Below are 18,881 nucleotides of genomic sequence, written 5' to 3'. Positions count from 1 at the left end.
GACAGAGCCTAGTGTTGCGCCTGTTCGGGCAGCACCTGTTCCCAGCCACCGCCGAGGGCGCTGTACAGCCCGACCAGCGCCAGCGACACCGCCGCAGTGCTGTCCACCAGCGCATCCTCGTTGGCGAGTACCGCGCCCTGCACCGTCAGCACGTTGAGAAAGTCCACGGTGCCCTGGGCGTACTGCTGGCGGGCACTGTTCAAGGCCAGGCGGCTCTGCTCCACCGCCTCGCGCAGGCGGTCACGTCGACGCTGCCCGGCCTGATAGGCACTGAGTGCATCATCCACTTCGTGCCAGGCATCCAACACGATCTGCCGGTAGCGCAAGGCGGCTTCCTGCTGGCGGCTTTCGCGCAGTTGCAGTTGCCCTTGCAGGCGTCCGCCCTCGAACAGCGGCACGCTCAGGCTGGGGCCCACGGCCAGGGTGCGCGAGCCCCAACTGCCCAGGTCGGACAATTGCAGCGCCTGGAACCCGAGGTTGCCGGACAGGCTGATACGCGGATAGAAATCCGCCTGGGCCATGCCGATCGCCGCCGTGGCCGCATGCAGGTCCGCCTCGGCCCGGCGGATGTCCGGGCGCCGCCGCGCCAGCTCGCTGGGCAGGCCGATCGGTACACTGGCAGGCGGCACGGGAATCGCGCGCATGGCACGCAACTGCACGGCCAGGGCCTGGGGTTCTAGCCCCATCAGGCGGCTGAGGGCATTGATCAACCGCGTCTCACCCTGCTGCAGCGCCGGCAGTTGCGCCTCGATGGTGGCGACCTGCGCGGTGGCCTGGGCCACTTCCAGCTCGGTGGTCACGCCTTCGGCGCGGCGCAGGTGCGTCAGGGTCCGGGTACGCCGGGCAATCTCCAGGTTCTGCCGGGTTACCGCCTGTTCGTTCTGCAGCGCCCGCAGCTGGATATAGTCGCGGGCGGTTTCGGCCAGGATCGCCACCAGCACTGCGCGACGGTCCTCCTCGGCGACCTGCACGTTGGCATCGGCCGCCTCCACCGAGCGTTTCACCCGCCCCCACAGGTCGGCCTCCCAACTGACGCCCAGGCCGGCGCTCCAGAGGCTGTAGTCATGCCGGCCATTCTCGCCCGAGGGATCGCTCAGACCACGACGGCTATTGCGCGCGCGACTGTAGCCGGCAGCGCCATCGACCCTGGGCAGCTCATCGGCGGCGATACTGCGCCGGGCCGCGCGACTCTGCTGCAGTCGGCTGGCGGCTCGTTGCAGATCGAGGTTGCCGGCCTGGACCTGGCGCATCAGCGCGGACAGTTGCGGATCGGCAAACCCCTCCCACCAGGCCACTTCCGGCTCACCAGCGGCCGGCTGGCTATGGCCGGGCTCGCCCTGCTCCGTGCACCATTTCTCGCCCAGTTCGGCTTTCGGGGGTTGGAAGTCCGGCCCCAGCGTACAACCCTGCAGCACCAGCGTGATGATCAACAACCAGGGAAAATGCCTGTTCATCGCTGGCTCACCTCACGACCGGCTACCGAGTCGGTATCGATCCGCGCCTCCACTGACATGCCCGGGCGCAACCGCTCGAGCAGCGGCTGCCCACGATCGAGGATGATCTTCACCGGAATGCGCTGGACCACCTTGGTGAAGTTGCCACTGGCATTCTCCGGAGCGATCGCGGCAAAGGTCACGCCGGTGGCCGGTGCGATGCTCTCGACCCGGCCGGTCAGCGGCGTATCGGCAAAGGTGTCGACGCTGATGCTCACCGCCTGGCCGGGACTGACGTGGGTCATCTGGTTTTCCAGGAAGTTACCCACGACATAGGCCTCGTTTATCGGCACCACGGCCAGCAGCACATCACCCGGCTTGACGTAGGCGCCCTGGCGCACGCTACGGCGCCCGACCACGCCATAGAACGGCGCCACCAGCACGGTGTGCGTCAGATCCAGTTCGGCCCGCGCCTGTCGCGCCTCGGCCTGCTGCACGGCCGCCTGGGCGGTATCGCGCCGGGCCTGCAAGACAGCGGTCTGCCTGCGTGCCGCCTCCAGCGCCGCCCGGTGCTCGGCCAGCCGTGCCGCAGCGATGCGCTGGCGGGTTTCGGCCTGCTGGGCATTCTGCAGGGTACCGGCGCCCTGCCCGGCCAGATGCTGGTAACGCTGCCATTCATGGGCGGCGAACTGGACATCGGCCTGGTCAGCCTCGACCACCGCCCGCGCCTGCTCGATCAGCGCGTGCTGGCGCTCGAGGCTCGCCGCGGCATTGACCAGCTGCGCACGGGCACTGGCGACACCAGCGCGGGCAGCCGCCAGGTCGGCCTGATAGTCCTGGTCATCGATGCGCACCAGCACCTGCCCGGCCTGCACCCGCTGGTTGTCGCGCACCAGCACCTGGTCGATGAAGCCGGCGACCTTCGGCGCCACCAGCGTGTAGTCGGCACTGACATAGGCGTCGTTGGTCGTCTGTAGCGGGCCGCCGGCGAGCAGCAGGCGCCAGAATCCGTAGAGCAAGGCGCCGGCCAGAGCCGCGGCGAGGATCAACAGGGGTTTGCGCGGAATCGAAGTACTCATGGTGATTGTCCAGGGAGAGGGAGATCAGGCCACGGCGCGGGGTGGGTAGATGCGCGTCGGCAGGATCGGGATCAACAGGATCAGTGCGATGGCCAGGCCCGCCATGCACAGGTAGAGGTCGGCCGAGGTCAGGGTTACCACCTGCTCGTGCAGCCGCCGGGCCAGTTGCCCGGGCGCCACCGAGTCCGCCAGCCAGGGCATGCTGCCCAGGCGATCGACCAGGTGGCTGGAATGGAAGTGCTCGCGGTGGATCGTCAGGGTTTCCAGCACGCTGCCCGCCGCCACGGCGGCAAAGCCCTTGATGGTGTTGAACCAGGCCGAGGCGAACGGCCCGTCCGCCGGGGTGATGCTGCCGGTAGAGAGCATCAGCAAGGGAATCACCGCCATCGGCTGGGCAATGATCTGGATGGCCTGCAACAGGTAGAAATTCTCGCGGTTCCAGGCCACGGTGAGCCGGGAGCCGATCACGCAGGCCAGCGCCAGCAGGAACAACCCGGTAGCCAGTACCCAGCGACAGTCGACCACCCGGTTGTTGCACAGCGCGACCACCAGCGGCAGCGCCAGCAACTGCGGCAGCGCGACCCAGAGCAACACCGGTGCGGTCTGCAAGGGACGGTAGCCCTGGACCTGGGCCAGGTAGCTGGACGGGATCATGATCACCGCCAGCAACACGAACAGCACGCCGCCGAGGGTGATCAGCGCGTGGGTCAGGTTGCGGATGCCAAGCATCTGCAACTTGAAGAACGGCAACGGATGCGACCACTCGTTGATGAAGAACAGCACCAGCAACAGCAGGCCTCCACCCACCAACACACGGATGAGCTGTGCATCGAACCAGCCCAGGCGCTCGCCCTGCTGCAGCCCGAGCGCCAGCATCACCAGGCCGGGGAAACCCAGCAGCAGCCCGCGCCAGTCGAACTGGCGGAAACGCTCCAGGCGCAACGGGTCCTGCGGCATGCCCCAGGCTACGCAGGCCATGGCTACCAGCCCCAACGGAATCACCTGCCAGAACGCCCAGTGCCAGCCCGCGTACTCGACCCACCAGGCGGCCAGCGGCGTACCAAAGCTGGGGCCGAAGGTCGCGGTCAGGGCATAGCCGCCCAGACCGTAGAGCTTGATGCCCGGCGGCAGGAAACGCAGCGCCACCGACATCAGCATCGGTGGCAAGGCACCGCCGGCGAAGCCCTGGACTACGCGGATCAGCATCAGCACCTGGACGTTCGGCGCAAATGGCGCCAGCAGCGCCAGGGTAATCAGAGTGCCGATGGCACAGAGGGTGAAGCGACGCAGGGAAAAGGTCGCGGCGCACCAGGGAGCGAAGGCCATGGCACTGACCGACAGCGCAGCGTAGGCCGCAATCAGCCAGGTACCCTGGTCATGGCTCAGGCCCATGGCGCCGCGGATATCGGCCATCGCCACCTTGGTCACGTTTTCGTTGAAGCCCGAGGCCAGTACTGCCAACAACACGCCGACCAGGCCGATACCTATGCGCAGGCCAAACGGTGGGGCGGCCGCTGCGGGTTTGGCCGCAGCCGCCAGCGGCAGGCTGGTTTGCAGGGCCGTCATGAGCCGACAGCCCCGGCGGGCTCGGAGAGAAGGTACATCGTGGGAAACTCCGGTTTCACTGGGAAACCCGAGTCTATGCAGCGAGTTGATCTATAAAAATTGATAAATAACTACATCTGGATTGCACCGAACGCAACCATCAATCCAGGGTACCGTCACACATGTCCTTCAGGCTGCGGCGCAACCAGCGGTGCGCATGGTCGTTGTCCAGCCGTGGATGCCAGGCCTGGACCATGACGATGGTTTCCACCGGCACTGGCAGTTCGAAGGTGCGCAGGCGCAAGCCCAGGCCCATGAGATTGCGCACCATCGGCCGCGGAATCGATGGCAGGATCAGGTCGGAACCGGCCACGGCGAACATCGCCGCATGGAAGGTCGGCAGCACCAGGGAAATCCGCCGCTGCAGGTTCAATTCGGCCAGCAGCGTGTCGATCGGCCCGCGGGCCCGGCCACGGCGCGATACGCTGATGTGGTCGAAGCTGGCGAAACGTTCGGCATCCAGCTCCTCGTCGAACAACGGATGGCCTTCCCGGGCGATGCCGATCAGCGAGCTGTTGAACAGCCGCTGCACCTTGATATCGGCGCCGAACTTGCGAGTGGCGCAGACCGCCAGGTCGATACGGCCCTCGTTGAGCGCATCGTCGTCGATGTCGCCCTCCGGCACCATGCGCAGCGTGGCATTGGGCATGTCCCGGGCCAGCCGTTCGAGCAGCTGGTTGCCGAAGGCGCCGAAGAACATGTCGTTGGCACGCACGCTGAAGGTCCGCTCAAGCATCGTGAGATCGGTTTCCTGGCCGGGGGCGAAGACGCCATGGGCCAGCTCCACCACGCCGCGCACCTGCTCGCGCAGCTCCAGGGCTCGCGGGGTTGGCGCCAGGCCACGGCCGGACCGTACCAGGATCGGGTCATTGAGGGCTTCACGGATGCGTGTCAGCGTGCGGCTCATGGCCGGCGCACTGAGATTCATGCGCCGGGCGGCGCCGGTGACCGAGCCCTCTTCGAGCAGGATATCGAGGGCGATCAGCAGGTTCAGATCAGGTATTTGCATGGACTGAGCATAACCAGCGGCTTGCGCAATCATCAAGCATTCGATTGCACCACTTGCAACACCCTGTGGCGAGGGGGTTTGCCCCCGTTGGAGTGCAAGGCGCTCCCCAACCGCCTGACGCAATCAGTCAGTCACACCGGGAATACTGGCTTTACGGCTGCCTTGCAGCCGAACGCGGGCAAGCCCGCTCGCCACCAGAGTTGATCACCCCCAATGCTCGACCTTTCCAAATACCCTGTGGCGAGGGGGCTTGCCCCCCGCTGGAGCGCAGAGCGCTCCCAAACCGCCTGACGCAATCAGTCAGTCACACCGGGAATACTGGCTCTACGGCCGCCTTGCAGCCGAACGCGGGCAAGCCCGCTCACCACCAGATTTGGTCACCACCGGACCTGTTCACTGCAAGGTTCGCTCGCCACGGACCGCACAGGCCAGCGCACTGAGGGCAATCGCCAGGCCAGCCAGGGAATAGACCCAACTAGCCGAGGCAACCGGGAGCAACACCCCCGCCAGCAACGGGCCAACACCGGCACCGATGTCACGCCACACCGCATTCGAGGCCAGGGCCTGGACCCGCCCGGCACCAGGATTGCGCTCGGCCACCAGGGTCACCACCAGCGGCAGTTGCAGCGCCCGCAGGACCAGCACCGACCCGGCCCCGAGAATCAGCCAGTGGCTGCCGAACGCCGCCAGGGCCAGGCCACTGAGGATCGAGAACAGCAACAGCATGCGCACCACGCCATAGCGGTCGGCCACTCGCCCACCGAGGGGGCTGAGAAACATTTCCGAGACGTATCGCAAGGCCATCAGCACCCCGGCGATGATGACCGCATTCCCCCCCAACACGGCGCTGGCCTGCAGCGACAGGCCGAAGATGAACAGGCCGTCCAGCGCCACACCCTCGACGAAGGACCAGACCGCCACGCTGTCGGGCCACTTGAAGCGCCGCCCGGCCGGTGCCGCCAGCTCGTGCCCCTGGCTCGGCAGGCCGCGCGCCACCCACAGGCCGGCCAGCGAGGCGGCGCACAGCAGCAGGAAAATCAGTCGCGGCCCGATCTGCAGGCTCAACCAGCCGCCCAGGGCCAGGGCGATCATCGGGCCGATGGCGATGATCCCGCGCGAGCGCCCGGCCCGGCGAGCGGCACCGGCGGGTTCGAGGGTCGCCAACACCTGCGTCGACAGGTTCAGCGCGGCAAACGACAGCCCCCAGCCCAGGCGCAACAGCAGCAACCAGAAGAACCCCGAGATCAGCGAGTTGCCCAGCGCGCACAGGGCACTGACCGCCGCGGCCAGCATCAGCGTCGCACGGTCGCCCTGGCGGGCGTAGTAGCGCAGCACGTAACCGTAGCCGAAGATCCGCACCAGGCGGTTCGCCGCCAGCAATACGCCGGCCTGGGCCAGGGTCACGCCGAAGGCCTGGGTGTTCAGCGGCAGCAGCAGGTACAACAGAACGTCGCTGGGTAGGCACAACGCCAGGACTGTCGCGGCACGGCGGGAGGCGGAATCGGTCGAGTGGGCGGCCACGGTGGACATGGAGGACGGATCTTCGCGCGAAGGAACAAGCCCGTCAGCATGCCGGGTCAAAACGGCCAGCAGCAACACTTTTTGAAACATGTTTGTCATGTTGCTGGAGCAACAGCGATTCAACAGAGTGCCTGCAAACGAACAGCGGCGCCCCTCCTGAGGGGGATTCCATGGTTTGGCGCAAGGCTGTGGGATCTCTTCGCGGGCAAGCCACGCTCCTACAGGTTTTGATCGGATGCACCCGTTATGTACGACACAAAATCCGTAGGAGCGTGGCTTGCCCGCGAAGAGGCCCGAAAGCCTCGCCCACAACTGGCACAGAGCCTGCATTATTCCTTTTAAGCAGCTCACCAGCACCGTGACTGTTTAATTAAGAATAAGCCTTGCAGTCCCTCTCCCTGGAGCATCCGATGAAATCCCTCAACCCGATCACCCGGGCCGCCCGCCTGCTGGCCGCCACCACGGCGCTGGTACTCGGCCTGCAACCATGGGCCCAGGCCGCCGAAACCGCTCCGGCCGAGGTCAAGCTGGACTATGCCTATTACTCGCCGGTCAGCCTGGCCCTGCGGCATTTCGGCTGGCTGGAAAAAGCCTTGCCCCAGACCCGGGTCACCTGGGTCCTGAGCCAGGGCAGCAACCGTTCCCTGGAATACCTCAATAGCGGCGGCGTCGACTTCGGCTCCTCCGCCAGCCTTGCCGCCGTGCTCAGCCGGGCCAACGGCAGTCCGATCAAGTCGGTGTATGTCTACAGCCGTGCCGAATGGACCGCGCTGCTGGTGCGCAAGGACTCGCCCTACAAGAGCCTCGCCGACCTCAAGGGCAGGAAGATCGCCGCCACCAAGGGCACCGACCCCTACCTGTTCACCCTGCGCGCCCTGCAGCAGGCCGGCCTGGGCAAGAACGACGTGGAGCTGGTGCACCTGCAGCACCCGGATGGGCGCACCGCCCTGGAAAAAGGCGACGTCGACGCTTGGGCCGGGCTCGATCCACACATGGCCGCCAGCGAGATCCAGGCCGGTTCGCGCCTGCTCTACCGCAACCCCGACTTCAACAGCTACGGGGTGATCAGCGTTACCGAGCAGTTCGCCCAGGAACACCCGCAAACCATCGAGACCGTGCTCGGTGCCTACGAAAAGGCCCGTGAGTGGGCCCTGAAGAACCCGGACGAACTGGCCGCTCTGCTGGCCAGCGAGTCCGGCCTGCCGCTGGATGTCGCCAAGCTGCAACTGTCGCGCACCGACCTGAAGAACCCCCGCCTCGGCCCGCAGGACCTGCTGGCCTCGAAGGCAGCGGCACCGATCCTGGTGTCCGAGGAACTGGTGCGTCGCGGAGTGAACGTCGACCAGGTGATCGATCAGTTGATCGACAGCCGTTTCAACCCTGTCGCGGTCGCCCACCAGTAACCGCCGCCTGGAGCGCCCATGAACGCCAAGAGCAAAGCCCTGCCTGCCACCCTGAACACGCCTGCGCCGACGGCCGACACCCCATCGGCCTGGCCACGGCGGCTCAAGGGACTGGTGCTGCCGGTGCTGATCATCGCCTTGCTGGAGGTGGTGGTCCGCCTCGGCTGGGTGCCCGCCTACCAGATGCCGGCACCCAGCGATATCGTCCTGACCCTGCGCGACCTCGGTGAAGGGGCGCTGTGGAAGCACATCGGTGCCAGCCTGCTGCGGGTGCTCAGCGGGTTTGCCATCGGTACCGGCCTGGCCTTGCTGTTCGCCGCCTGGGTCGGCCTGAGCCGGGAAGCCGAGGCCTATCTGGAGCCGACGTTCGCCGGCCTGCGCTCGATCCCGAGCCTGGCCTGGGTGCCCTTGCTGCTGTTGTGGCTGGGCATCGACGAGACCTCGAAAATCGTCCTGATCGCCATCGGCGCATTTTTCCCGGTGTACCTCAACGGCGTCGCGGCAATCCGCAACATCGATCGCAAGCTGGTGGAAGTCGGCCAGATGCTCGGTTTCGGCCGCTACCGGCTGGTGCGCCGCATCCTCCTGCCGGCCGCCCTGCCCGGCCTGTTCACCGGGCTGCGCAGCGGCATGAGCCTGGCCTGGATGTTCCTCGTAGCAGCCGAACTGATCGCCGCGACCAAGGGCCTGGGTTATCTGCTCAGCGACGGCCGGGAAACCTCGCGGCCGGATATCGTGCTGGCGGCGATCATCGTCCTGGCGCTGCTCGGCAAGCTCAGCGACGGCCTGCTGGCCGGCCTGGAAAAACGTTTGCTGGCCTGGCGCGACACGTTCAACGGCCAGGATCGGGAGTCATGAACATGCGTGAATCACTGCTGGACCTCCATGTCGAACGCAAGGCGTTTGCCCAGACCACGGTGCTCAGGCAGGTCAGCCTGCAACTGCACGCCGGGGAGGCCGTCAGCCTGCTGGGCCCCAGCGGCTGTGGCAAAAGCACATTGCTGCGGATCGTAGCCGGGCTGGAAAAGGACTTCGAAGGCGAGCTGAAACACACGACCTCGCCCATCGCCTTCGTCTTCCAGGAACCACGCCTGATGCCCTGGCTGACGGTGGAACAGAACATCGGTTTCAGCGAGGACGACCATTATGACCACGCCTGGGTGGCGCAACTGATTGAGGAAGTCGGGCTGGCCGGCTTCGCCCAGGCCTTGCCCAAGCAACTGTCCGGCGGCATGGCGCAACGGGTGGCGATTGCCCGCGGGCTGTATTCGAAACCCCGGGTGCTATTGCTCGACGAGCCGTTCAGCGCAGTGGACGCGTTTACCCGCATGAAGCTGCAGGACTTGCTCCTGCAACTGGCCCGTCGGCATGGCATTGCCCTGCTGCTGGTCACCCATGATGTCGACGAGGCGCTATACCTCAGCGACCGGGTGCTGGTGATGGATAACCGTCCCAGTCGCATCCGCCAGGCCCTGGCGGTCGACCTGCCACATCCGCGCGATCGTCGCGATCCGCGGCTGGCCGACCTCAAGGCCCGGGCGCTGACCGAGCTGCACCTGGCTCACGTGATCTGAGTGCAGCCCGGGCCAGGGCTTACACCAGCAGGGCGCGACGCTTGAGCTCGCTGTTGAGAATGAAGTCATTCTCCGAGTAGTCGATCGGGCAGTCGATCACGTGCACGCCCGGGGTCTTGATGCAGTGCTCGAGCAGCGGCAGCAGGCCTTCGGCGCTTTCCACGCGGTGACCGTTGGCGCCATAGGCTTCGGCGTACTTGACGAAGTCCGGGTTGCCGTAGTCCAGGCCGAAGTCGGTGAAGCCCATGTTCGCCTGCTTCCAGCGGATCATGCCGTAGCCGTCGTCACGCAGGATCACCACGGTGATGTGCATGCCCAGGCGTACCGCGGTCTCCAGCTCCTGGCTGTTCATCATGAAGCCGCCGTCGCCGCAGACCGAAATCACCGGGCGATCCGGGTGCACCAGGTGCGCCGCCATCGCCGACGGCAGGCCGGCGCCCATGGTCGCCAGGGCGTTGTCCAGCAGAACGGTGTTGGGCTTGTGGGCCTTGTAGTTGCGGGCGAACCAGATCTTGTAGATGCCGTTGTCCAGCGCGACGATGCCTTCGGACGGCAGCACGCGACGGATATCGGCCACCAGGCGCTGCGGGTAGACCGGGAAGCGGTTGTCGTCGGCGCCTTCGGCGATCTGCGCTTCGTTGGCCTCGCGGATCGCCATCAGGCGGCTGAAGTCCCAGTGCGGGTTGTCGCCCAGCGCTTCGCCGATCTGCCAGACGGCGTTGGCGATGTCGCCGATCACTTCGATCTGCGGGAAGTACACCGCATCGACTTCGGCGGAGCGGAAGTTGATGTGAATGACTTCGGTACCGCCACGGACCATGAAGAATGGCGGCTTCTCGATCACGTCGTGACCGATGTTGACGATCAGGTCGGCGGCCTCGACCGCGCGGTGGACGAAGTCACCGGAGGACAGCGCGGCGTTGCCGAGAAAGCGCGGGTGACGCTCGTCGACCACGCCCTTGCCCATCTGGGTGGTGATGAACGGGATGCCGGTCTGGTCGATCAGTTGCTTGAGCACCTTGGCGGTCATCTTGCGGTTGGCGCCGGCGCCGATCACCAGGATCGGGCTGCGGGCCTTCTGCAGTTTCTCGACGGCGGCCTCGACCGCCTTGTGCTCGGCCAGCGGACGGCGGTGCAGGCTCGGCGGGATCGGCATCGAGTCGGTCTGCTCGGCGGCGATGTCTTCCGGCAGTTCCAGGTGCACGGCGCCCGGCTTCTCTTCCTCGGCCAGACGGAAGGCTTCGCGCATGCGCGCCGGGATGTTGTCGGCCGAGGCGAACTGGTGGGTGTACTTGGTGATCGGGTCCATCATGCCGCAGACGTCGATGATCTGGAACCGGCCCTGCTTGGACTTCTTGATCGGCTTCTGGCCGGTGATCATCATCATCGGCATGCCGCCCAGGTAGGCGTAGGCGCTGGCGGTCACCAGGTTGGTGGCACCGGGGCCGAGGGTCGACAGGCTGACGCCGGTCTTGCCGGTCAGGCGGCCATAGGTGGCGGCCATGAAGCCGGCGGACTGTTCATGACGGGTCAGGACCAGCTTGATCGGCGACTTGCGCAGCGACTCCAGCAGGTCGAGGTTTTCCTCGCCAGGAATGCCGAACACATACTCGACACCTTCGTTTTCCAGGCATTGCACAACGACATCGGCGGCCTTGGCCATTGATCTACCTCAATCTCGATAAGCGCTTTCGCGCGTCTTGCAGTTGTTGTCAGGGGGACGAACCCGGTTTCTCACGCAGGCGGTGCCACAGTAACATCGCTCTGGCCACTCAGGACCAATGCGGCGCGCACAAAACCTTCGACTTTGCGACGTTCCACGAAGTCACGGACATAGGCCGCTGCGGCCTTGCGACGAATTGGCACAGCCATGGCCTGGCGAATCGAGGTGAAGGCGCCGTCCAGCACCCGCAGGCGTGGATCACCCGCTGCAACCTTCTCCAACGGTTGACGCACCCCCGCCGCCGCGTCGAGGCCCCGAGCCAGGTACAGGTCCACCGCTCCCGCCGAGGTGTCCGCACGCTCGAGTTGCGCATGCTGCAACGTGCGAGACAGGAACAGATCGTAGGCAGCGCCCTTGCCGACGGCCAGGCGCAAGCCTGGCTGATCGAGATCCTCGACCTTCAGGTAGGGCGAATCGGCCGCCACCAGATAGGTCCCCTCAATCAGCACGTAGGGCTCGCTGAAAGCGATCTGCTGCGCGCGCACCGGTTCGATTGCCAGGAAAGCGACGTCCCAGGCGCCCTCCTCCAGCGCGGTGAACACCTTCCCGGCGGCATCGAAGGTGACCATTTCCAACAGCACGCCGAGTTCTTCGGCGAGAGCCTTGGCCAGCGCGACGGAAACGCCTTGGGGCGTACCGTCCCGGCCCTGCTGGGCCAACACGGGATTGCCATAGTTGATAGCCGCACGCAGCACGCCGCGTGGAGCCAGTTCATCGATGACCGCAGGGTCGGTAACACTCATTTTCTACTCCCGGAATGAGGTCGGTGAAATGCTTACCAGATGGGTAAGGTGTAAGAAACGATGAGGCGGTTCTCGTCGACACCGCGGGCAAAGTTGGACCGGTAGCTCGCATTGCGCCACTTGAAACCGACGTTTTTCAGCGCGCCGCTCTGGATGACATAACCGATATCGGTGTTGCGCTCCCATTCACGTCCCTCACTGGCCGAGGTCTTGGCATCAGCGTGATCACCACTGATATAGCGGGTCATGAACGTCAGCCCGGGTATGCCCAAAGCGGCGAAGTCATAGTCGTAGCGCAGTTGCCAGGAACGCTCGCCCGGTTCGGCGAAGTCGTTGATCTGGATGTAGTTGACCAGGTATGGATCGGTACCATTGAGGTAGGGCATCGAGGTCGAACCGTTCATTTTCTGCAGCCCCAGGCCGAAGGCATGCCCGGCCAGGCTGTAGGTCAGCATGCCCCCCAGGGCCGTGCTGTCGATGGCCCCGCCACGGGCCGCCCCGGCATCGTTGCTACGCATGTAGCGCAGGTCACTCTTGAGTGTGCCCGGCCCAAGACCGAGGTTGTGCACCAGGCCCAGGAAGCTCTGCCGGTAGAAGTCCTGCAACTCGGCGTATTGGTAGCTGAGCAGCAGCGACTTGCCGAGCTGATAGTCGGCGCCACCGATCCGGTAGTCATCGCCGCGCGCGGTACTGGTGAAACGCCGGTTGCGGTTGTTCAGGGTGATCGGCTGGGCATCCGATGAGTCACGGTCGGTTACCCGGTTGAAGCGCACGCCAGTGAGCGTAAGGCCGTCGATCTCCTTCATCGTGACCATGCCACCTTCGAACGTCTGCGGCAGGATGCGGCCGGTATTGGCCTGCACCGTCGCCAGTTTAGGGATGAAGGTGCCGTACTTGAACTCGGTTTTCGACACCTTGGCCTTCGCTGTCAGCCCCAGGCGACTGAAGTCATCGGCCGCGCGGCCGTCCGAGTTGACCGGCAGCAGACCGGTGCCGGAGCGATCAGGACTGGAGTCCAGTTTCACACCGAGCATGCCCATGGCATCGAGACCGAAGCCGACCGTACCCGGGGTATAACCGGAGCGCAAATCGAGGATGAACCCTTGGGCCCACTCCTCGCGCTTGTTCTGTCCGCTGCCGTCGCGAAAGTCGCGATTCAGGTAATAGTTGGACATCTGCAAATTGGCCCGGCTGTCCTCGACGAAACCCTCGGCACCGACCAGTGTCGACGCCAGGCAAGGGGAAAGACCGACCAGGGTGCATATCACATTCTTATTCTTGTTCATGCCTGCTCCAGCTACCGCACGATGAAAAGGCCTGCCCCTCCCGGGGACAGGTGCCAATGAGAAATACCCAGGAAAAAGAGAGGTGGCGAAGGCTCAATGCGCCTGGCGACTGACCGGTGCGTCGGACTCGACCGGTTCCTTGTTGTTGACTCGCATCAGCAGGGTCATCAGGAAACCGGCCACCAGCAGCGCACTGAGGAATAGCAGGCCATTGGCCGCACTTTGGCTGTTGCCCTTGACCATACCGATCAACGAAGGGCCAACGAAGCCACCGAGGTTGCCGACCGAGTTGATCACCGCAATGGACACCGCAGCCGTGGTACGGTCAAGAAACAGCGTGGGCAAGGCCCAGAATGGCGACTTGAAACTGTACAGGCCGGACAACGCCAGGCAGATCATGAGCATCGCCACATAGGGGTTCTGCAACAGACCCGCGCCGATCAGGCCAAAGGCGGCGACGAACAGCGGGATCGCCGAATGCAGCTTGCGCTCGTTGCGTTTGTCCGAGCTGCGTGACCAGACGATCATCGAGGCAGTGGCGATGATGTAGGGCAGCATGGCCAGCAGGCCAATCTGGGTGTGGCTGAGCGAATCGGAGAAGCCCTTGATGATCTGCGGCATCCAGTAGCCAATGCCCAGGCTGCCGCACTGGTAGACGAAGTAGATGAACGCCAGGTAAAGCACCTTGGGATTAGCCATGGTTTTGAGTACACCCAGGCTCTTGACGTTCCTGCGGCTCTGGCGGTCGCGCTCGAGCTCGGCCAGCAGCCACTCGCGCTCCTCGGGCTTGAGCCACTTGGCCTGCTGTGGCTTGTCGGTGAGGAAGAAGAAACAGGCAACCCCCAGGAACACCGCCGGGATGCCCTCGAGGAACAGCATCCAACGCCAGCCGCTCCAGTCCAGCCAGTGGACGTTGTCCATGATCCAGGTGCTCAGGGGCGCGCCGATGATATAGCTGACCGGGATCGCCGCGGTGAACAGCGCGACCGTGGTAGCCAACTCCTTGGAGCGAAACCAGTAGGTCAGGTAGACGATGATGCCGGGGAAAAAACCAGCCTCGGCGATGCCGAGCAGAAAACGCAGCACATACAGTTGATTGGCGGTCTGGGCGAACGCAGTCAGCGCGGCGATGCAACCCCAGGTCACCAGGATCCGGGCAATCCACACCCGGGCGCCGAACTTGTTCAGCATCACGTTGCTCGGTACTTCGAAGAGAAAATAGCCGATGAAGAAGATCCCCGAGATGAAGCCGAAGGCTTCGCTGGAGAGCGCCAGTTCCTTGTTCATCTGCAAGGCGGCATAGCCGATGTTGGCCCGGTCAAGATAGGAAACGATGTAGAGCAGGAAGACAAAGGGAATGATGCGCAACGTGACCTTGCGGACGATGGCGCTTTCATCAGGCTTATTGTTATTCATGACGACCTCTGTGGGGGCAGGCTGATGCCCGCCCCTGTCATTGCATTAGTGTAAATCCGAACGCGCTCAGGCCGAGAAGACCATGCACACCGGGCTGCCCGTGCTCACCGAGAAACCGGTCTCGCGCAGGCCACCGGTGTGCGGATCCACCGCCAGCGAGACGATACTGTCGCTGTCCTCGTTGAGCGCGAACAGAAAACGGCCATTGGGGGCCAGGCTGAAGAAACGCGGGGTCTTGCCGGCCGTTGGCGCGAACTCCACGGGACTCAACAATCCGCTGCCCTGGTCGATGGCGAACACCGCAACGCTGTCGTAGCCACGATTGGAGGCATAGAGGAAACGGCCGCTGCGATCGACCTCGATCTCCGAGGCCCGGCTGTTGCCGGTGAAGGTCGCGGGTATCGACGGCACGATCTGCACGGCGGTCAGCGCGCCATTGTGGGAATCGAAACGGTAGGTGGTGACGGTGGAGTCCAGCTCGTTGACCACATAGGCGAACGCCGCCTTGGGGTGCAAGGCCAGGTGACGCGGCCCGGCCCCTTCACGGGTGGTGACGAAAGGCTGTTCGGCCGGCAGTAACTTGCCGTGTTCGAAGCGGAAGCTGAAAACCCGGTCCAGCCCCTTGTCTGGTACCAACACGAATTGGCCGGAATGGTCGAACAGGTTGAAATGCGGCTTGGCAAACGGTTGCTCGACACGGTGCGGCCCCAGCGGCCCCTCCAGCTTGAGCAATTGGTTGAGCGTACCGAGCGAGCCGTCTCCGGCGATGTTCATCACCGCCAGGCTGCCGGTGATGTGATTGGACACCACCAGGAAGCGCTCGCTCGGGTCCAGCGCCAGGTGTACCGGGTTCTTGCCTTCGCAGCTCTGGCGGTTGATGAACGTCAACTGGCCGCTGGACTTGTCGACCCTGAAGGCGCTGACATCGCTCAGGTCGCCATGGACCGTGTAGAGGCGATCGCCGGCCTTGTTCAGGGCCAGGAAGGACGGGTTGACCAGGTCCTTGACGACCTGGAGGAGAGACAGCGAGCCCTCCTCCTGATCGACCTTGTAGACACTGATGCCTTCACCACGGGCGTTGCGCTCGCGGGTGGTCCGTGACCCGACATAGGCGTACATAGGGGTGGTTCTCCGAGTAGCGGGTTGAGGATTGAGAAGCCGGGTCGCCTGGGCAAGGCCCGGTGGCAGCAGCGAGCCGAGCGCCGAGACACCGGCGACCGTGGCCATCTGCTGCAGCAGTCTTCGCCGGGTCGCTCCGGCCGAGGGAGTGGCTGAAACCTGGATTGCGGGCTCGGACAGGCCTGCGTCGTGTTCATCGCCGTGCATGGTTGCGTTTCCTTGTTATTGTTGATCGCAGTAGTCGGCCCCTGGGCGGGGCCTGGCTTCAAACTCGCTGGCGGGTACGTTTGACCACCTTGCGGATCACGAACGGCAGCACCCCGCCGTTGACCAGGTAGCGGACCTCCTGCGTGGAGTCGATGCGCACGCCCAGTTCCACTTGCCGTGTCGTGCCATTGGCACGATGAATCAGCATGTCGACACGGTTATCACCCACATCCAGGTCATCGAGCCCCAGGAAGTCGAAACGCTCATCGCCCTGCAGTTGCAGGTCGTCGACCGACTGGCCGGCCCTGAACTGCAACGGGATCACGCCCATGCCGATCAGGTTGCTGCGGTGGATGCGCTCGATGCTCTGCGCCACCACCGCCTTGACTCCCAGCAGGGCCTGGGCTTTGGCCGCCCAGTCGCGGCTGGAGCCGGCGCCATAGTTGATCCCGGCGAACACCACCATCGGCGTGTGCTGCGCCGCGTAGCTGCGGGCCGCCTCGTAGAGCGGCAGGCATTCGCTGTGATCGGCATTCCAGGCCCAGGCACCTGGTCCGGGCTGCTGGTCACCGAGCAGGCGGTTCTTGACCGCCTTGTTGGTGAAAGCCCCTCGCAACATCACTTCGTGGTTGCTGCGGCGAGTCGAGTACTGGTTGAGATCACGCGGATCTTCGCCATGCGCCAGCAGCCATTGCCCGGCCAGGCTGTCGGCGGGGATGGAATAGGCCGGCGAGATATGGTCGGTGGTGACGTTGTCACCCAGCACCATCAGCGTGCGCGCAGCACTGATGGCCAGGCTGGTCTTCGGTTCGGCGGGAATGTCCGCCAGGTACTGCGGACGACGCAGGTAGGTCGAGTTCGGACTCCAGGGGAACTGTACGCTGCCCTCGGCCGACAGCGACTGCCAATGGTGGGTCCCCTCCCAGACTTTGGCCAGGCGCTGCTGGAAAAACGCCGGCTTGACCACTCTTGCGGCCTCGGCGGCAATCTCCGCATCCGACGGCATCAGATCGCGCAAGTACACCAGGCTGCCGTCACGGCCCACGGCCAGGGCTTGGGATTCGAGATCGATATCGATGGTACCGGCGATGGCATAGGCCACGCACAGAGCCGGGGAGGCCAGGTAACCAGCGGGGACCTTGGGGTTCACCCGACCTTCGAAGTTGCGGTTGCCGGACAGTACCACCACACCCTTGAGGCCCTGGTCGGCAAAGAGCTCGACGTGCTCCTCGAGCGAACCGGAATTGCCGATGCAGGTCATGCAGCCAAAGCCGGCCAGATCGAAACCCAGGGCGGAAAAATCTTCCAGCAGGTTGGCTTCCTGCAGATAGTCGGCGACCACCCGCGAGCCGGGCGACAGCGAGGTCTTCACCCAGGGCTTGCGGTTGATACCCAACTGGCGCGCCTTGCGGGCCAGCAGGCCGGCCTGGATCATCTGCGCCGGATTGGCGGTGTTGGTACAACTGGTGATCGCACTGATCACCACCGCGCCATGGGTGATGGGCTCGCCGAAGGACGGTTCGAGGAAGCGCTGCTCGGCAGGCGCGTTGATCAGCTTGCCGTCCCCCATCACTTCCTGCCGGAACGAGGCGGCGGCGTTCGAAAGTTTCTGCCGTTGATGCGGCTGGTGCGGGCCGGCGACGCTGATCTCGATACTGGCCAGGTCGAGCTCGATCAGTTCGTCGAATTGCGGCTCGGCCAGGTCGTCACGCCGCCACAACGGCTGGGCGCTCATGTAGCTGACAACCTTGCGATATAGCGCTGGCGAACGACCGCTGAGCTCCAGGTAGGACAGGGTTTCGTTGTCGAACGGGAAGAACACCACGGTGGCACCGTACTCGGGCGCCATGTTCGACACGGTGCCGCGGGCAGCCCAGCTCAGCGTGGACAAACCTGGGCCGGTGAACTCGACGAACTTGCCGACCACCGAACGCTGGCGCAGGATCTCGGCTACATGCAGCGACAGGTCAGTGGCCGTGACACCCGGGCGCAGGGCATTGGTCACCCGGATGCCGATGACCCGTGGGAAGCTGATCGGCACCGGTTCGCCCACCATCGCCGCCTGCCCCTCCAGGCCACCAACGCCCCAGCCCAGCACGCCGATGGCGTTGATCATCGGGGTGTGGCTGTCGGTCGCGACCATGTCGTCAGGGTGCAGCAGGCGCTGGCCGTCTTCGGTGCGACTTTCCCAGACCACCTGGGCCAGCGCCTCCATGTTCATCTGATGAATGATGCCGGTACCCGGCGGGATCACGCCGAAATTGTCCAGGCTCTTCTGCGCCCACTTGATGAAGCGATAGCGTTCGCTGTTGCGACGGAAGTCGATATCGAGGTTCTTCTCCACAGCGTCGGCCTCGGCGTAACGCTCGACGATCACCGAGTGGTCGATGGTCAGCACTGCCGGGATCAAAGGGTTCATCGCCTGCGGATCGCCCCCCAGCTCGGCAACCACATCGCGCATGCCGGCAAAGTCGGCCAAAGCCGGCAGGCAGGTGGTGTCGTGGAACATCAGGCGGTTGGGCTGGAACGGCACTTCGCAGTCCGGGCCCTGGCCGGTGGCTCGCGCCAGCACCGAAGGCAGCGACTCGGGCGAGCAGCGTGCCACGTTCTCCAGCAGGATACGGATCGAGTACGGCAGTCTCGACAGCTGAGCGGGCGACAGCATCCTGCTCAGGTCAACGTAGGCGAACAGCTCATTGTCGACCGTCAGGTGGTTGATAAGGTCGCGGGCAGTCTCGGTCATGCTCATATCGCTCAGGCTTT

The 18,881-nt window shown here is 64.7% G+C and carries 14 protein-coding genes; 3 read left to right on the top strand and 11 right to left on the bottom strand.

The genetic code is table 11. From position 1 onward, the window contains the following. Positions 1-8: 8 nt before the first annotated feature. From HU752_RS12325 to HU752_RS12305, 5 genes are all read right to left on the bottom strand, one after another. Positions 9-1,454 (bottom strand): efflux transporter outer membrane subunit, encoded by a 1,446-nt coding sequence (locus HU752_RS12325; protein ID WP_186688009.1) that lies wholly within the window; start codon positions 1,452-1,454, stop codon positions 9-11. Further along, positions 1,451-2,512 carry an HlyD family secretion protein gene (locus tag HU752_RS12320; RefSeq protein WP_186688012.1) on the bottom strand — a complete coding sequence of 354 codons (1,062 nt, stop codon included), beginning with the start codon at positions 2,510-2,512 and terminating at the stop codon, positions 1,451-1,453. The genes HU752_RS12325 and HU752_RS12320 overlap by 4 nt, the downstream gene beginning before the upstream one ends. Positions 2,513-2,536: 24 nt before the next feature. Next, positions 2,537-4,078 carry an MFS transporter gene (locus HU752_RS12315; protein WP_186688015.1) on the bottom strand — a complete coding sequence of 514 codons (1,542 nt, stop codon included), beginning with the start codon at positions 4,076-4,078 and terminating at the stop codon, positions 2,537-2,539. A gap of 139 nt (positions 4,079-4,217) precedes the next feature. Next, positions 4,218-5,126: a LysR family transcriptional regulator gene (locus HU752_RS12310; protein ID WP_186688018.1), complete on the bottom strand. Its 909-nt coding sequence runs from the start codon at positions 5,124-5,126 to the stop codon at positions 4,218-4,220. A gap of 393 nt (positions 5,127-5,519) precedes the next feature. Continuing rightward, a complete protein-coding gene (locus tag HU752_RS12305; protein ID WP_186688021.1) occupies positions 5,520-6,656 on the bottom strand; it encodes an MFS transporter in 1,137 nt (378 codons plus the stop codon). A gap of 401 nt (positions 6,657-7,057) precedes the next feature. Between HU752_RS12305 and HU752_RS12300 the strand changes: the two genes are divergently transcribed. The 3 genes from HU752_RS12300 to HU752_RS12290 are packed head-to-tail and all read left to right on the top strand — an operon-like array spanning position 7,058 to position 9,624. Further along, on the top strand, positions 7,058-8,050 hold the full coding sequence (locus HU752_RS12300; RefSeq protein ID WP_186688024.1) for an aliphatic sulfonate ABC transporter substrate-binding protein: 993 nt from the start codon (positions 7,058-7,060) through the stop codon (positions 8,048-8,050). 18 nt (positions 8,051-8,068) lie between these two features. Beyond that, on the top strand, positions 8,069-8,908 hold the full coding sequence (locus tag HU752_RS12295) for an ABC transporter permease (protein WP_186688027.1): 840 nt from the start codon (positions 8,069-8,071) through the stop codon (positions 8,906-8,908). Positions 8,909-8,910: 2 nt separating this feature from the next. Continuing rightward, positions 8,911-9,624, top strand: a complete 714-nt coding sequence (locus HU752_RS12290) for an ABC transporter ATP-binding protein (protein ID WP_186688030.1) — start codon at positions 8,911-8,913, stop codon at positions 9,622-9,624. 19 nt (positions 9,625-9,643) lie between these two features. On the opposite strand, the gene HU752_RS12285 is transcribed toward HU752_RS12290, so the two are convergent. From HU752_RS12285 to acnA, 6 genes are all read right to left on the bottom strand, one after another. Then, entirely contained in the window at positions 9,644-11,287 is a 1,644-nt protein-coding gene (locus HU752_RS12285) for an acetolactate synthase large subunit (protein WP_217838503.1), read from the bottom strand. Between the two features lie 71 nt (positions 11,288-11,358). Continuing rightward, positions 11,359-12,090, bottom strand: coding sequence for a transporter substrate-binding domain-containing protein (locus HU752_RS12280; RefSeq protein ID WP_186680311.1), 732 nt, complete (start codon positions 12,088-12,090; stop codon positions 11,359-11,361). 32 nt (positions 12,091-12,122) lie between these two features. Then, entirely contained in the window at positions 12,123-13,376 is a 1,254-nt protein-coding gene (locus HU752_RS12275) for an OprD family porin (protein WP_186680313.1), read from the bottom strand. A 93-nt stretch (positions 13,377-13,469) separates the two neighbouring features. Beyond that, positions 13,470-14,792, bottom strand: coding sequence for an MFS transporter (locus HU752_RS12270; RefSeq protein ID WP_186680315.1), 1,323 nt, complete (start codon positions 14,790-14,792; stop codon positions 13,470-13,472). Between the two features lie 66 nt (positions 14,793-14,858). After that, positions 14,859-15,911 (bottom strand): lactonase family protein, encoded by a 1,053-nt coding sequence (locus HU752_RS12265; RefSeq protein ID WP_186680793.1) that lies wholly within the window; start codon positions 15,909-15,911, stop codon positions 14,859-14,861. Between the two features lie 265 nt (positions 15,912-16,176). Then, on the bottom strand, positions 16,177-18,861 hold the full coding sequence (gene acnA / locus HU752_RS12260) for an aconitate hydratase AcnA (RefSeq protein WP_186680317.1): 2,685 nt from the start codon (positions 18,859-18,861) through the stop codon (positions 16,177-16,179). Between the last annotated feature and the right edge of the window lie 20 nt (positions 18,862-18,881).

Origin of the sequence: Pseudomonas vanderleydeniana (genome assembly GCF_014268755.2) — a bacterium.
Classification (GTDB): domain Bacteria; phylum Pseudomonadota; class Gammaproteobacteria; order Pseudomonadales; family Pseudomonadaceae; genus Aquipseudomonas; species Aquipseudomonas vanderleydeniana.
This window is presented reverse-complemented; position numbering and strand designations above follow the sequence as displayed.